This window comes from Kocuria salina, from assembly GCF_013368965.1.
Taxonomy (GTDB): domain Bacteria; phylum Actinomycetota; class Actinomycetes; order Actinomycetales; family Micrococcaceae; genus Kocuria; species Kocuria rosea.
Window position 1 is genome coordinate 774,764 of record NZ_SSSF01000001.1, and the last position, 13,302, is coordinate 788,065.

At 74.1% G+C, this 13,302-nt stretch carries 14 protein-coding genes; 5 read left to right on the plus strand and 9 right to left on the minus strand.

Annotation, left to right across the window (positions count from 1 at the left end; translation table 11 throughout):
* Positions 1–4: 4 nt before the first annotated feature.
* A complete protein-coding gene (locus E7Z53_RS03600) occupies positions 5–1,552 on the plus strand; it encodes a PTS ascorbate transporter subunit IIC (protein WP_176337175.1) in 1,548 nt (515 codons plus the stop codon).
* 82 nt (positions 1,553–1,634) lie between these two features.
* Here the strand turns inward: E7Z53_RS03600 and E7Z53_RS03605 are convergent, their stop codons facing one another.
* Entirely contained in the window at positions 1,635–2,735 is a 1,101-nt protein-coding gene (locus E7Z53_RS03605) for an alanine racemase (protein WP_176337176.1), read from the minus strand.
* A gap of 86 nt (positions 2,736–2,821) precedes the next feature.
* Positions 2,822–3,943 (minus strand): alanine dehydrogenase, encoded by a 1,122-nt coding sequence (ald, locus tag E7Z53_RS03610; RefSeq protein WP_176337177.1) that lies wholly within the window; start codon positions 3,941–3,943, stop codon positions 2,822–2,824.
* Between the two features lie 112 nt (positions 3,944–4,055).
* Here ald and E7Z53_RS03615 point away from each other — a divergent pair, with 112 nt between their 5' ends.
* Positions 4,056–4,562: an Lrp/AsnC family transcriptional regulator gene (locus E7Z53_RS03615; protein WP_035930346.1), complete on the plus strand. Its 507-nt coding sequence runs from the start codon at positions 4,056–4,058 to the stop codon at positions 4,560–4,562.
* 15 nt (positions 4,563–4,577) lie between these two features.
* On the opposite strand, the gene E7Z53_RS03620 is transcribed toward E7Z53_RS03615, so the two are convergent.
* Positions 4,578–5,549 (minus strand): NAD(P)/FAD-dependent oxidoreductase, encoded by a 972-nt coding sequence (locus E7Z53_RS03620; protein ID WP_035930341.1) that lies wholly within the window; start codon positions 5,547–5,549, stop codon positions 4,578–4,580.
* A 26-nt stretch (positions 5,550–5,575) separates the two neighbouring features.
* A complete protein-coding gene (locus E7Z53_RS03625) occupies positions 5,576–6,433 on the minus strand; it encodes a class I SAM-dependent methyltransferase (RefSeq protein ID WP_176337178.1) in 858 nt (285 codons plus the stop codon).
* A gap of 47 nt (positions 6,434–6,480) precedes the next feature.
* Between E7Z53_RS03625 and E7Z53_RS03630 the strand changes: the two genes are divergently transcribed.
* Positions 6,481–7,131 (plus strand): helix-turn-helix domain-containing protein, encoded by a 651-nt coding sequence (locus tag E7Z53_RS03630; RefSeq protein ID WP_035930334.1) that lies wholly within the window; start codon positions 6,481–6,483, stop codon positions 7,129–7,131.
* Positions 7,132–7,180: 49 nt separating this feature from the next.
* Here E7Z53_RS03630 and E7Z53_RS03635 read toward each other — a convergent pair whose 3' ends face one another.
* A complete protein-coding gene (locus E7Z53_RS03635) occupies positions 7,181–8,560 on the minus strand; it encodes an MFS transporter (RefSeq protein WP_035930331.1) in 1,380 nt (459 codons plus the stop codon).
* A 230-nt stretch (positions 8,561–8,790) separates the two neighbouring features.
* Here E7Z53_RS03635 and ppgK point away from each other — a divergent pair, with 230 nt between their 5' ends.
* A complete protein-coding gene (ppgK, locus tag E7Z53_RS03640) occupies positions 8,791–9,651 on the plus strand; it encodes a polyphosphate--glucose phosphotransferase (RefSeq protein WP_035930328.1) in 861 nt (286 codons plus the stop codon).
* A 15-nt stretch (positions 9,652–9,666) separates the two neighbouring features.
* Here the strand turns inward: ppgK and E7Z53_RS03645 are convergent, their stop codons facing one another.
* Entirely contained in the window at positions 9,667–9,858 is a 192-nt protein-coding gene (locus E7Z53_RS03645) for a hypothetical protein (RefSeq protein WP_035930325.1), read from the minus strand.
* A gap of 350 nt (positions 9,859–10,208) precedes the next feature.
* On the opposite strand from E7Z53_RS03645, the gene E7Z53_RS03650 reads away from it, so the two are divergent.
* Positions 10,209–10,556 (plus strand): hypothetical protein, encoded by a 348-nt coding sequence (locus E7Z53_RS03650; protein WP_035930322.1) that lies wholly within the window; start codon positions 10,209–10,211, stop codon positions 10,554–10,556.
* A gap of 64 nt (positions 10,557–10,620) precedes the next feature.
* Here E7Z53_RS03650 and E7Z53_RS03655 read toward each other — a convergent pair whose 3' ends face one another.
* From E7Z53_RS03655 to E7Z53_RS20150, 3 genes are all read right to left on the minus strand, one after another.
* Positions 10,621–10,824: a DUF2945 domain-containing protein gene (locus E7Z53_RS03655; protein ID WP_133411606.1), complete on the minus strand. Its 204-nt coding sequence runs from the start codon at positions 10,822–10,824 to the stop codon at positions 10,621–10,623.
* An 87-nt stretch (positions 10,825–10,911) separates the two neighbouring features.
* The gene (locus E7Z53_RS03660; protein WP_176337179.1) at positions 10,912–12,588 is read right to left on the minus strand and encodes an MDR family MFS transporter; all 1,677 of its coding nucleotides are present in this window, start codon (positions 12,586–12,588) and stop codon (positions 10,912–10,914) included.
* The gene (locus E7Z53_RS20150) at positions 12,585–13,211 is read right to left on the minus strand and encodes a TetR family transcriptional regulator (RefSeq protein ID WP_369597947.1); all 627 of its coding nucleotides are present in this window, start codon (positions 13,209–13,211) and stop codon (positions 12,585–12,587) included. Before E7Z53_RS20150 ends, E7Z53_RS03660 begins: the two co-directional genes overlap by 4 nt.
* Positions 13,212–13,302: the final 91 nt, after the last annotated feature.

The following is a 13,302-nucleotide window of genomic DNA, read 5'->3' on the forward strand; positions in this document are numbered from 1 at the left end:
TCCCGTGAACTGGCTCGTCAGCATCCCCGAGTTCCTGGTCAGCGAGATCCTCGCCGTCCCGGCGTTCCTCATCGGCATCATCACCGCCGTGGGCCTGGCCGCCCTGCGCAAGAGCACCGGCCAGATCATCGGCGGCGCCATCAAGGCGACCCTCGGCTTCCTGCTGATCGGCGCCGGCGCCACCCTCGTCGTCGCCTCCCTGGAACCCCTGGGGGCCATGATCCTGGGCGCCACCGGCGCCCAGGGCGTGATCCCCACCAACGAGGCCATCGCCGGGATCGCCCAGGCCGAGTACGGGGCCCAGGTCGCGTGGCTGATGATCCTCGGCTTCGCCGTGAGCCTGCTGCTCGCCCGCTTCACCCCGCTGCGCTACGTCTTCCTCACCGGCCACCACGTCCTGTTCATGGCCACGATGCTGACCATCATCCTCGCCACCGCCGGGTACGGCAGCTGGGTGACCGTGCTGCTCGGCGCCGCGCTCCTCGGCATCCTCATGGTCTCCCTCCCGGCGCTCGCCCACCCGTGGACCCGCAGGATCACCGGCGACGACAGCGTGGCCATCGGGCACTTCGGCACCGCCGGCTACATCGCCGCCGGCGCCGTGGGGCAGGTCGTGGGGAAGCGGAGCCGGTCCACCGAGGACACGAAGCTGCCGGAGGGGCTGCGCTTCCTCCGCGACTCCATGGTGGCCACTGCCCTGTCCATGGCCCTGATGTACGTGGTCCTCGCCGTGCTCTTCCTCGCCCGGGCCGGGACCGAGGAGGCCTTCACCGCGTTCGAGGGCGGCGCCACCGGGGTGGGCAACTACATCATGATGTCGATCACCCAGGGCCTGCAGTTCGGCGTGGCCGTGGCGGTCATCCTCTTCGGCGTGCGCACCATCCTGGGCGAGCTCGTCCCGGCCTTCCAGGGCATCGCCGCCAAAGTCGTCCCCGGCGCCATCCCGGCCCTCGACGCCCCCATCGTCTTCCCGTACGCGCAGAACGCCGTGCTGCTCGGCTTCATCTCCAGCTTCGTGGGCGGCCTGATCGGGCTGCTCATCCTCTCCGTCTGGCTCAACCCCGCCATCGGCCTCGCCCTGATCCTGCCGGGGCTGGTGCCCCACTTCTTCACCGGCGGCGCGGCCGGAGTCTACGGCAACGCGACCGGAGGGCGTCGCGGGGCCCTCGCCGGCGGCTTCGTCAACGGCCTGATCATCACGTTCCTGCCCGCGTTCCTGCTCTCCGTCCTCGGCGCCTTCGGGGAGGAGAACACCACCTTCGGCGACGCCGACTTCGGCTGGTTCGGGATCGCCGTGGGCTCCGCCGCCAAGATCGGGTCCGTCGGCGGCATCGTGGTCATCTCCCTGATCGGGCTCGGGGTGCTGGTGCTGGCGATCGCGGTGCAGCGCAAGGTGGTCGACACCCACTGGGATCCGGCCGCCGGCCGCGCCTGGCCCGGGACCGCGGGCGCCCCGGAGACCGAGGACGCGGCGACCCCGGGGGCCGCCCGCTCGTTCCCCAAGATCGCGCCGCCGAAGGGCGCGCCCGCTCCGCCGCCGCCCCCGCGCTGAGCCGCCGGGCCGGCTCCGCCGCAGCCTCGCGCCGATCCGCCGTGCCCGGGATCGTTCGGCGGGCGCCCGGCGGGCTGCGGGGTCAGGAGTTGCGGCCCCGCGCGGCCACGGTCCAGCGCTCCAGCAGGGCGCCCTCGCGCACCACGGCCACGTCGTCGACGAGGTTCATGGTCAGGCACACGTGGTTGGGGATGACGCGCAGGCGCTCGCCGAGGGCGGGCAGCGGGGCGTCCTCGGGCCAGACGACGGTGGCGTGGTGCTCGGACAGGGCCGTGATCCGGGCGTCCGGGTGGTCCATCAGCCGCCCGCAGCCGGTGGCCCAGGCGGGCCGGTCGCTGCCGAGGACCTTGCTGCCGGCGTCCAGGACGGTCCGCCGCGGCACCCCGTTGCCGCCCTCGTGCCGGCTGACCACGGTCGCAGCCACGGTGAGGGCGATGTCCTCGAGGGCGCACCGGCCGAGCTCCAGCTGCTGGGCGTCGCCGAAGACGTAGACCCCCGGCCGCACCTCCGTGGCCGTGGCGCTGTCGGTCAGCAGCGCGCTGGGCGTGGAGCCGCCGCTGCGGCGCCGCACCTCGAAGCCCGCGGCCGCCAGCTGCCCGGCCGCCCGGTCCAGGGCCTGCTGCTCCTGCGCGGCCGCCTCGACCGGCATGCCCGGGGCGTAGCTGTGGCCCGGGAAGGTGAAGACGCCCTCCACGCGCAGCCCCGCCCGGGCCGCCGCCCGGGCGACGTCCGCGGCGTCCTCCGGGCGGACCCCGCTGCGGTGGTGGCCGCTGTCGATCTCCACGACCACGGCCACGTCCCCCGCCGCGTCCCCCAGCTGCTCGCCCATGACGGCGGCGGCCTCGGCGGAGTCCACTCCCACGCTGATCCGGGCCGCGGCGCTCAGCCGGCGCAGGCGCTCCGCCTGGCGCGGGCCGACCCACAGCGGGTACGCGACGAAGAGGTCCTCGGCCCCGTGCGCGGCGAAGACCTCGGCCTCCCCGAGCGTGGCCACGGTCAGCCCGGCCGCGCCGGCGGCGAGCTGCAGCGCCGCGATCTCCGGGACCTTGTGCGTCTTGGCGTGCGGGCGCAGCAGCAGGCCCCGCTCACGCACGGCCGCGGCCATCCGCGCGATGTTGCGCTCGAGCACGTCCCGGTCGATCAGGACGTCCGGGGTGTCGACCTCTTCGGGGATGCGGTGCATGGGGCTCCTCGTGCCGGGATGCTGATCTGCTGCGCTGTGCCCATGCTAGGACCTGCGCGCCCACGCTCCCCGCGCGGGGGCGCGGCTCAGGCGGCGGGCAGCAGCTCCGCCCGGTCGACGACGTCCAGGCCGTGGGCCTCGCCGACCGAGCGGTGCGTCACGTGGCCGGCCATCGTGTTGAGCCCGGCGGCCAGGGCGGGGTCGGCCGCCAGCGCCGCGGTGACACCCTGGTCGGCCAGGGCCACGGCGTAGCGCAGCGTGACGTTGGTCAGCGCGTAGGTCGAGGTGTTCGGCACCGCGCCGGGCATGTTCGCCACGCAGTAGAAGACGGTGTCGTGCACCGGGAAGACCGGGTCCTGGTGGGTGGTGGGGCGGCTGTCCTCGAAGCACCCGCCCTGGTCCACGGCGATGTCCACCAGGACGCTGCCCGGCTTCATCCGCCCGACCATCTCGTGGGTGACCAGCTTCGGGGCCTTGGCGCCGGGGATCAGCACGGAGCCCACGACGAGGTCCGCCTCGGTCACCGAGCGCTCCACCTCGTAGGCGTTGGAGGCGACGGTCCGCAGCCGCCCGGCGTACCGGTCGTCCAGGGCGCGCAGCCGGTCCACGTCGATGTCCAGGATCGTGACCTCGGCGCCCAGGCCCACGGCCATGGCGGCCGCGTTGGTGCCGGCCACGCCCGCGCCGATCACGGTCACCTGCGCGGGGCGGACCCCGGGCACGCCGCCGAGCAGGACGCCCTTGCCGCCGCCGGTGGCGGTCAGGGCCGAGGCCCCGGCCTGCACCGAGAGCCGGCCGGCCACCTCGCTCATCGGCGCCAGCAGCGGCAGTCGGCGGTCCGCGGTCTGCACGGTCTCGTAGGCGACGGCCGTGACCCCGGCGGCCAGCAGGGCGCGGGTGAGCTCCGGCTCCGCGGCCAGGTGCAGATAGGTGAACAGGACCAGGCCCTCCCGGAACCGGTGGTACTCGGAGGCGACCGGCTCCTTGACCTTCAGCACCAGGTCCGCCCGGGCCCACAGCTCGTCCGGGTCCGCCACGACCTCCGCGCCCGCGGCGGCGAAGTCCTCGTCCGCGAAGCCCGAGCCGACTCCGGCACCGGCCTGCACGAGCACCCGGTGGCCGCGGCGACGCAGCTCGTGCACGCCGGAGACCGTGATGGCCACCCGATGCTCGTTCGTCTTCACTTCGGTGGGAACGGAGATGATCATCGAGGGCCTTCCGCAGAAAACGTAGAATGGGTCTCCCAAAACTACGATCCGACACCGTTGCCGGGGCAGAAGTCGACGATCCTTCGGCAATCGGTGCAGAACTGGACGAACCATGGAGAAGGTGACCCCGCCCACGCGGGCCGCTCCGCAGGATCGGCGGCCCCGGGACGAGCTGGACGAGCTCGACCGGCGCCTGCTCGCGCTGCTGCGGGAGAACTCCCGGGCGACCAACCAGGCGCTCAGCGAGGCCCTCGGCGTGGCCCCGTCCACCTGTCTGGCGCGGATGAAGGGTCTGCAGCGCTCGGGCGTGATCCGCCGCTTCACGGTCGAGGTGGACCCCCGGGCGCTCGGGAGCACCATCGAGGCCCTCATCAGCGTGCGCCTGCGGCCGGGGGCCCGGCACCTGATGTCCGCGTTCGGCGAGGGACTGAAGTCGGTGCCGGAGGTGTCCCAGTTCTTCTTCCTGGCGGGCTCGGACGACTTCCTGATCCACGTCACGGCGCGGGACACCGACCACATCCGCCAGTTCGTCCGCGAGCACCTGTCCTCCAACCAGGCGGTGGCGGCCACGCAGACCAGCCTAGTGTTCGAGCACGTCCAGGGGTCCGTGGAGCCCTGACCGCCCCCGAAACCCTCAGCCGCGGCGGGGCGTCCCGGTTGCGGCGCCCTGCGCACGGGCCCGCACGGCGGCGGCCGCCTCCTCGGCCACGAGGTCCGCGTTGATCGCGGCGGCCGCGCCGACCCCCGCCCCCGCCGCGGAGGAGACCATGGCCGAGAGGTCGCCGGCGTTGCCGGCCGCCCACACGCCGGGGACCTCGGTGCTGCCCATCGGGCCCGTGGCGATGAGCGCCCCCGCGGGGTGGTCGGTCAGGGTGCCGCCGAGCTGCTCGTACAGCTCGGCCCGGGCCGCGAACCGGGGCGCCACGACCAGGGCGTCCACCGGGACCTCCTGCCCGTCGTCGAGGACCACGGCGCGCAGCGCGTCCCCGTCGGTGCGCAGCCGCTGCACGGGCCCCTCGACCACCCGGACCCCGAGGGCGGAGAGCTGCTCCCAGGCCTCGGGGCCGGGATCGGGCATCCGGTGCGGGAAGAAGGTGACGTCCTCGCTGAGCTGCCGGAACAGCAGCGTCTGGTGGATGCTCATGGGTCCCGCGCCGAGCACGCCGATGCGCCGTCCGCGGACCTCCCACCCGTGGCAGTAGGGGCAGTGCAGCACGCTCCGCCCCCACAGCTCGGCCACGCCGGGCACGTCGGGCAGCTCGTCGACCAGTCCGGTGGCGAGCAGCAGCCGCCGCGCGCGCAGCACGCCGCCGCCGGCGAGACCGACCGTGAACCCCTCCTCCTCCGCCCGGGCGGTGACGGCGCGGTCCCGGAGGATCTCCGCCCCGTACTGCTCCGCCTCCCGCCGGCCGGCGGCCAGCAGCTCGAGCGGCGGGATCCCCTCCCGGCCGAGGAGGTTGTGCGCGCCGCCGGCCGGGGCGTTGCGGGGTTCGCCCGCGTCCACCACGACCACCGATCGCAGGGATCGCGCCAGGGCGACGGCGGCGCTCAGGCCGGCCGCACCGCCTCCGACGACGACGACGTCGTACGCGGAAATGCTGTTCATGGTCTGCTTCCTCTCGTGCTGGTGGTTCATGGCCGGTGCGCCGCCCAGACGAGGCGTCCGGCGCGCAGCACCAGGTCCTCCCGGTGCAGGACCGCGCCGGGGGAGTCCTCGGTGAGCAGGTGCTCGAGGGCGAGCAGGTCGTCGGCGTCCAGCCGGCCGGCGAGGACCGGGAGGGCGCGGCGGAACGAGTGGTCCGCCCAGCGCCCCGTGCCGGGCGGGGCCGGCCGCGCCTCGACGCCGAACCGGCGCTGCCCCGCCGGCCGGAAGCCGGCCTCCTCCAGGCGGGGTCCCCAGTCGGGCACGGCGTTCCAGCGCGCCCGGGCGAGGACCTCGTGGCAGCGGCGCTCCAGGCCCGGGCGGCCGATCCCGATGTCCTCGGGCAGGAACCGCGGCAGCGCGTCCATCTCCACGACCGCCAGGAGACCGCCGGGGCGCATCCCGGCATGGAGCTCGCGCAGCAGCCGGTCCGGCGCGGCGAGCTCGTGCAGCGAGGAGGCCGCCCAGGCGAGGTCGACCGCCCCGACCCCGGGCCAGGCGGTGTCCAGATCGGCCTGCACCGTGCGGATCCGGTCGGACGGGCCCGGTGCGCCGGCCGCGGCGCGGAGCCGCTCGAGCCTCGGTGCCGACCGGTCGATCGCGACGATCTGCGCCGACGGGAAGCGGCGGGCCAGGAGCCGGCTGCCGGCGCCGGTCCCCGCGCCGATGTCCGCGACCGTGTCCGGCGTGCCGCGGACGTGCTGGCCGACCCAGTCGAGCACCTCCTCCAGCAGCGGGTCCAGGATCTCGGCGTCCAGCTCGAGCAGCTCGGCCAGTCCGTCGTCGTCGTGCTGCTCGGGGTGGGTGTGGTGCCCCGCCGTCGGGTGCGGGGAGTCGTGCGGTGTCATGCCTCCACGGTAGGCGCAAAATGCCTTTGAGGCATACACTCTTGCTCATGACGCAAGAACTCGACCTGGACGCCGTGATCCGTCGCCGCATCCGCGGTCTCCGGCTGGCGCGCGGCTGGTCCCTGGACGCGCTCGCGGCCCGGTGCCACCTCAGCCCGTCCACGCTGAGCCGGCTCGAGACCGGGCACCGCAGAATCGCTCTCGACCAGCTGGTGCCCATCGCCCGGGCCCTCGACACCTCGCTCGACCAGCTCGTCGAGTCCCCCGAGGACGAGGACGTGGTGATTCGCCCGCAGCCCAGCAGCACGCCGGGGCTGACCATGTGGCTGCTGTCCTCCGAGCGGGCCCTGCACGGGATGACCGTGGCCAAGATGCGCATCCTGCCGGGCCCGCCCCCCGCACCGGACCGGCTGGCGGTGCACCCGGGCCGGGACTGGTTCACCGTGCTCTCCGGGACCGCCCGCCTGCACCTGGGCGAGCGGGTCGTGGTGGTCGAGGCCGGTCAGGCGGCGCAGTTCTCCACGATGGTCCCGCACGCCATCGTGGCGCAGGGCGGGCCGGTGGAGATCCTCACCGTGCTCGACCACGACGGCGAGCGCGCCCACCTGCACGCGGACGAGCCTGCCGAGGATCGGAGGGTGCGGGCGCCGGCCGACCGCCCGGCACCCGGCCGGGACGGACCCGACCCGGCCGGGTGAGGTGCGGCCGGGGCCGGGGCCGGGGTGCCCGGGCGGCGGGCCGCTCGGCTCAGGCGCCCGGTGCCGCCGGCGCCGTCTCGGCGCGCCCCGACCGCCCGCGCCGCGCGGCCGGACCGGCCGGGCCCGGGAACTGCGGGATCAGCGCCACGGACCCGGCGGCGACCAGGGCCACGGCGGCGAAGACGATGAAGTTCCACTGGAACGGCAGGGCCATCGAGCCGATCCAGCCGCCGATGAGCGGGCCCGAGATCGCGCCGATGCGGGCGAAGGACAGGGCCCATCCGGTGGCGGTGGCGCGGGAGTGGGCGGGGTAGTACTCGGCCACCCAGCCGGTGAGCACCAGCGAGGTGGAGATCGAGCCGATGCCCGCCAGGGCCACGAACACGTAGTTGACCACGATGCTGTTGGGGAACATCAGCAGCAGGATCCCCGCCCCGCCCAGCAGGTAGAAGACCACCAGGATCAGCTTCTTACCGTAGGCGTCCGCGGCGCGGCCCAGGGCGATGCCGCCGGCGGCGGAGGCGAGGCTGAAGACCACCAGGAACGTCAGGGCCGGGCCGAGCTCGTAGCCGGCCGAGCGCATGATCGAGGGCAGCCACGTGTTGAGGCCGTAGACCAGGACCATGCCGCAGAACAGGGAGACCCAGAAGAACACCGTGGCGGTCAGGTAGCCGCCGGAGAACATCGCCGCCAAGGACTGCTTCCAGCCCACGGACCGCGCCTTCGCCTCCTCGGAGCGCACCGGCGTCCAGTCGCCCTCGACGAACGGGGCCACGTGCAGCCGCTCCGCCAGGCGGGCGGCCTCCTCGCGGCGGCCCTTGCCCATGAGGTACTCGAGGGACTCGGGCAGCAGCCTGGCCACCAGCGGCAGCAGGACCACGGGCAGGAACCCGACGCCGACCACCCAGCGCCAGCCCAGCGTGGGCAGCAGGACGATCGCCACGAGCGCCGCGGCCAGGATGCCGAGGGAGTAGCCGGAGTACATCACGCCGTAGTTGAAGGACCGGCGCCGCGGCGCCGAGTACTCGATGGTCAGGGCCGCGGCCACCGGGATGATCCCGCCCATGCCCAGGCCGCCGAGCAGCCGGAAGAGCCCGAAGACCTCCGGGGTCGGGGCCAGTGCGGCGCCCAGCTGCATGGTGGTGAAGATGGCCATCGAGACCAGCAGCATCCTCCGCCGGCCGATCCGGTCCGAGAGCGTGCCGATGACCATGGCCCCGATGAGCATGCCGACGAGGGCGTAGGAACCGAGGCCGCCGAGCTCCAGCGGGGTGAGGTTCCACTCCCGGTGCTCCGCGAGGGCGGGCAGCACGGCGCCGAGCACGCCGACGTCGTACCCCTCGGCCAGGATCGCGAGCCAGCAGGCGAGCAGCACCCGGTTGGTGGTCTTCGGCGGGACGGGCCACGCGGCGGTGGTGGGACTGGTCATGCGGGGAAGCCCTTCGAAAGGCGGCGGGACGCCGGGGCGCCGGGCGGGGCGCGGGCGCTCGCCGGAGTGACCGGGACCCCTCGATTCTAGGGAACGCCCGGGGCGGGGCGGTGGCGCCGGACGGGTGGCGGGGCCGGCGCGAATAATTGCCGTCCCCGCCCGGTTGTACAGTCGAACAGGCGCCGCCCGCCCGAGGGCGCGCCGTCCCCGCCTCGATCCAGGACCGTGAGATGACCTGTGCCCTGCCGTCCGTCCGGACGCCCCCGACCGTCCCGCCCGTCTCCGCCGGGGGCGACGACGACGCCCGCTGCCTCGGGGTGGACATCGGCGGAACGACCATCAAGTACGCGGTGGTGGACCCGGTCCGCGGCACCACCGTGGGCCCGGTGCGCCGGGTGCCCACGCCCGCGCCGGCCACCCCGGCCGCGGTGGTGGCCGTCCTGCGCGGGGTCCTGGAGAAGCTGGAGCGCGAGCCCGGGCCGGGCGGGCCCCTGGCCGGGGTCGGTGTGGGCGTCCCAGCCATCATCGACCACGGCATCGCCCGCTCCGCCGCCCACCTCGACGACTCCTGGATCGGCACGGACGCACGGGAGCTGCTCGCCGCCGGACTGGGGCGCGAGGTCGCGGTGCTCAACGACGCCGACGCCGCCGGGCTGGCCGAGGTGCGCTTCGGCGCCGCCCGGGGCGCGACCGGGACGGTGCTGGTGATCACCCTGGGCACCGGGATCGGCTCGGCGCTGTTCCTGGACGGGGAGCTGATCCCCAACAGCGAGTTCGGCCACGTGTGGCTGGACGGCCGGGACGTGGACGGCTGGGCCGGTGCCTCCGCCCGGATGGAGGAGGCGCTGGACTGGCCGACCTACACGGACCGGCTCCAGCGCTACCTGTCCCACCTCGAGCGCCTGATCTCCCCGGATCTCATCGTCCTCGGCGGAGGCATCAGCGAACGGCACCAGGAGTTCCTGCCGCACCTGCGGCTGCGCGCCCGCGTGGCCCCCGCGCAGCTGCGCAACGCCGCCGGCATCGTCGGCGCCGGCCGCCAGGCCCACCTCGGCGCCCTGCGGGCGTCCGGCCTCGTCGGCAGCCACTGAGCCGGACCGGGGGCATCAGCCCCTGGTGTGCTCCGGCATCGGAGGCGCCGCCTCGGGCCGCAGGGTGGTCTCCCGGACGGTCTTCCGGGCGTCCAGCGGGCCGGTGCCCGCGGCGGTGGACCGCCGGTCCGGCAGCGCGCCGGGCCGCCCCCGGTCCTGCTGCTCCAGCCGGCAGAGCGCGGCGTTGTTCATGTTGATCGTGATCACGGCATCGACCCCTCGTAGCTCATGTCAGTGAATGTAGGCGCGCGGCAGGGCCGCGGCGCAGACCTCGGGGCGTTCCGTGCGTCACACTCGGCTGTGTCGCCTGTCCGCCCAGGTCAGAAAGGGGTCACGTGCTCGGGAACTGTGACTCTGTGACGCCCGGCGACGGCTGGGACGCCGGCGTCTGCAAGTTCGTGCACCGCGGCCGGCGGCCCGTGGACCGATGCGAAGGACTCTTCCCCTGTGTGACGTGGCTCTCTATCATGGGAAGGGACAGCGTGGTCGAGCACACCCGCCCGGCACCGGGACCTTCTGCAGCTCCCGATGCGCTCGCACGACTGGAGATCCCCGCCATGAGCCTTTCCGAACTGACCCCTGTTCCCGACGACACGGGACCCCTCGACGTCCTCCCCGGCATCGGCGTGGGTCCGGTCGTCGACCCGATCTCCTCCATCACCGTCTCCCACGTGGCGCGCTACCGGATGCGCACCGACCGCGCAGGGCTGAACCTGCGGGCGGGCGAGAAGGTGCTGTGCGCACCCTACGACCCGGTCGAGCTGGGCATGGTCGTCCTGGTGCGCTGCGAGGCCGACGGGTACAGCCCAGGCGCCCTGGTCCCGGCGTCCGACGTCGAGTACCTCGAACCGGCCGGCCCGTCCTTCGGCCCGTTCGTCTGGGGCACTCCCGGCGTCCGCGGCTGAACGCCGCGTCCCGCCCGCCTGCCGCCGCGCCCGTCCTCGGGCCCGCGGCGGGGCCGGTCTCCGGCTAGGCCTCGGTGAGGGCGTCCGCCTTGTGGGTCGCGCGGGCCCCGGAGCTGTCGGACTCCACGATGTAGTGCGGATCGTCCGTGCTCGCGCGGTACGTGCGTCCGTCGAGCTCGAAGTCCTCGGTCTTCTTCTCGACGACCTTCCCCTCGGTCCTGCCCTGCGGGGTGTTCCACGTGACCCTGGTGCCCTTGCTCAGACCCATCCGCTGCTCCTCTGCTCGTCGATTCCGGCGCTCGTCCGGTCCGGTGCGCGTGCGCCCCGTGACCATCGCCCGTGCGCGGTCCTCAGCCTACGGAGCGCTCCGCGCCCCGGCCAGCGCGCCGCGGGCGTTCCGCGCGTCGTCGTCGTCGGCGTCCCGCTCCCCGTCGGCGGCGCGCGGGGCGGCGGGCTCGTCGGCGGTGACCATAAGGCGGCCCTCGGCGAGCGCCTCCGGCTCGACGTCCTGCTCGATCGTGGTGGCCAGCGGCTTCTCGGCGACGAAGCACAGCACGGCGGCCGCCAGCAGGCCCAGGGGCATGATCCACAGGTAGATGGGCGTCAGGGCGTCGTTGTAGGAGGTCACGATCGGGTCCTGCAGCGCCTGCGGCAGGGACGCGACCACGGCGGGGGTGAGCGAGTTGGCACCCCCGGCGCCGCCCTCGAGCGCGGCCGCCGGGACGCGCTCGGCCATCAGCTCGGCCAGCCGGCTCGCGAAGACGCTGCCGACCACTCCCGAGCCGAGGGTGGCGCCGATCTGGCGGAAGAAGTTGTTCGCCGCGGTGGCCGTGCCGACCTGGCGCAGGGGGAAGGTGTTCTGCACGATCAGCACGAGCACCTGCATGGACAGGCCGAGACCCAGGCCGAGGACTGCGATGTAGAGGCAGACGTGCCACACCCCCTGCTCGGAGGTCAGGGTGGCGAGCAGCCCCATGGCCGCGGCCACGATCACGCTGCCGGCCACCGGCAGCCACTTGTAGCGCCCGGTCCGGCTCACGGCCTGACCGGCGAGCACCGAGGTCACGAGCATCGTGCCCATCATCGGCACCATCAGCAGCCCGGACCGGGTGGCGTCGACGCCGAAGACCATCTGCAGGTAGGTGGGCAGGTAGCCGAGGGCCCCGAACATCGCCACGCCGGTGAGCAGCCCGGCGAGGGTGGTGAGGACGAAGTTGCGCTCGCGGAACAGGTGCATCGGGATGATGGGCTCGGCGGTGCGCCGCTCCACGGCCACGAACGCCGCGGCGGTCACGAGCGTCCCGGCGATCAGGCCGAGGAGCACGGGGTCGGTCCAGGCGTACTTGCCGCCGCCCCAGGTGGCGAACAGGACCAGGCAGGTCGTGGCCACGGCCAGCAGCACCATGCCGCCGATGTCCAGGCGCGGCCGGCCGCTGTGCCGGGGCAGCTTGAGGAACAGGACGGCCCCGGCCAGCGCGAGCAGCCCGAGCGGGATGTTGATCCAGAAGACCCAGCGCCAGCCGGGCCCCTCGGTGAAGAAGCCGCCGAGCAGCGGGCCGGCCACCGAGGACACCGCGAACACCCCGCCCATGACGCCCATGTACCTGCCGCGCTCCCGGGCCGGGACCACGTCGGCGATCGCGGCCTGGGAGAGGATGATCAGCCCGCCGCCGCCGAGACCCTGGATCGCGCGAGCCGCGATGAGGACCTCGATGGTGCCGGCGAGCGCGCCGACCACGGAGCCGGCCATGAACACCAGGATCGCGCCCAGGAGCAGGGGCTTGCGGCCCATCAGGTCCCCGAGCTTGCCGTACACGGGCATCATGATCGTCGAGGCCAGGATGTAGGCCGTGATCACCCACAGCATCTCGTCGACCCCGTTGAGCTCGCCCACGATCGTGGGCAGCGCCGTGCTGAGGACGGTCTGGTTCAGCGCGGCCAGCAGCATGGAGAGCATCAGGCCGACGAAGAGCAGCGCGAGGTGCCGGGAGCCGGAGCCCGGTGCGGCGCGGTGGGCGGGGGCGCGGGTCATGCGAGCTTCTCCTGGAGACGGTGGAGGAGGGTGAGCGCCGACTCGTGGTCCTCGGTCGGCAGGCCGTGCGCCGGGGAGTAGCCCTCGGCGGTGATGGCGAAGCGCAGCGGGACGCCGCCGAGCAGGACCAGCATCCGGGCGACCTCGTCCACGCGGTGCTCACCGATCCCGGCCGACCACGCGGGGTCCCGGGCCAGCAGCTCCGCGAGGGTGTGGCGCACCAGGGCCTCGGCCTCGAGCATCAGCTCGTGCCGGCGGCGGCCCAGGCTCGGGTGGTCCTGCAGCAGCCTGCGGCGCCGCTCGGCGTCCCGTCCCGCGTAGGCGCTGCGGGAGACGGCCAGCAGCAGGCGCGAGACCTGGCCCAGCAGGTCGTGCTCGAGGGAGAAGCCGTCCAGCAGCTCAGGGTCCAGCGAGGGGGCCCGCATGCCCAGGACGGCGTCCTCCTTGGCGGGGAAGTAGTTGAAGAAGGTCCGCGGGGAGACGCCGGCCGCCGCGGCTACGGCCTCCACCGTGGTGCCCTCCACCCCGTGCTGCACCGCGAGGGCGGCGGCCGCCTCGTGGATCGCGGACCAGGTCTCGGCCTTCTTGCGGGCGCGCAGGGTGGGAGGGGAGTCGTCATTCACGCCCATATTTTTGCACTTCTGCAAGTTTTGCACAACTGCAATATTTTCCGGGATGCCCGCCGGGATGGCCGGGCCCGCCCGGCGGTGCCGG

Bases quoted from the DNA above. Each gene is read 5' to 3' on its own strand.
- E7Z53_RS03605 (WP_176337176.1), bottom strand. From the start codon at position 2,735: ATGCACCGCATCCCCGAAGAGGTCGACACCCCGGACGTCCTGATCGAC.
- ald (WP_176337177.1), bottom strand. From the start codon at position 3,943: ATGATCATCTCCGTTCCCACCGAAGTGAAGACGAACGAGCATCGGGTG.
- E7Z53_RS03615 (WP_035930346.1), top strand. From the start codon at position 4,056: ATGGAGAAGGTGACCCCGCCCACGCGGGCCGCTCCGCAGGATCGGCGG.
- E7Z53_RS03620 (WP_035930341.1), bottom strand. From the start codon at position 5,549: ATGAACAGCATTTCCGCGTACGACGTCGTCGTCGTCGGAGGCGGTGCG.
- E7Z53_RS03625 (WP_176337178.1), bottom strand. From the start codon at position 6,433: ATGACACCGCACGACTCCCCGCACCCGACGGCGGGGCACCACACCCAC.
- E7Z53_RS03630 (WP_035930334.1), top strand. From the start codon at position 6,481: ATGACGCAAGAACTCGACCTGGACGCCGTGATCCGTCGCCGCATCCGC.
- E7Z53_RS03635 (WP_035930331.1), bottom strand. From the start codon at position 8,560: ATGACCAGTCCCACCACCGCCGCGTGGCCCGTCCCGCCGAAGACCACC.
- ppgK (WP_035930328.1), top strand. From the start codon at position 8,791: ATGACCTGTGCCCTGCCGTCCGTCCGGACGCCCCCGACCGTCCCGCCC.
- E7Z53_RS03650 (WP_035930322.1), top strand. From the start codon at position 10,209: ATGAGCCTTTCCGAACTGACCCCTGTTCCCGACGACACGGGACCCCTC.
- E7Z53_RS03655 (WP_133411606.1), bottom strand. From the start codon at position 10,824: ATGGGTCTGAGCAAGGGCACCAGGGTCACGTGGAACACCCCGCAGGGC.
- E7Z53_RS03660 (WP_176337179.1), bottom strand. From the start codon at position 12,588: ATGACCCGCGCCCCCGCCCACCGCGCCGCACCGGGCTCCGGCTCCCGG.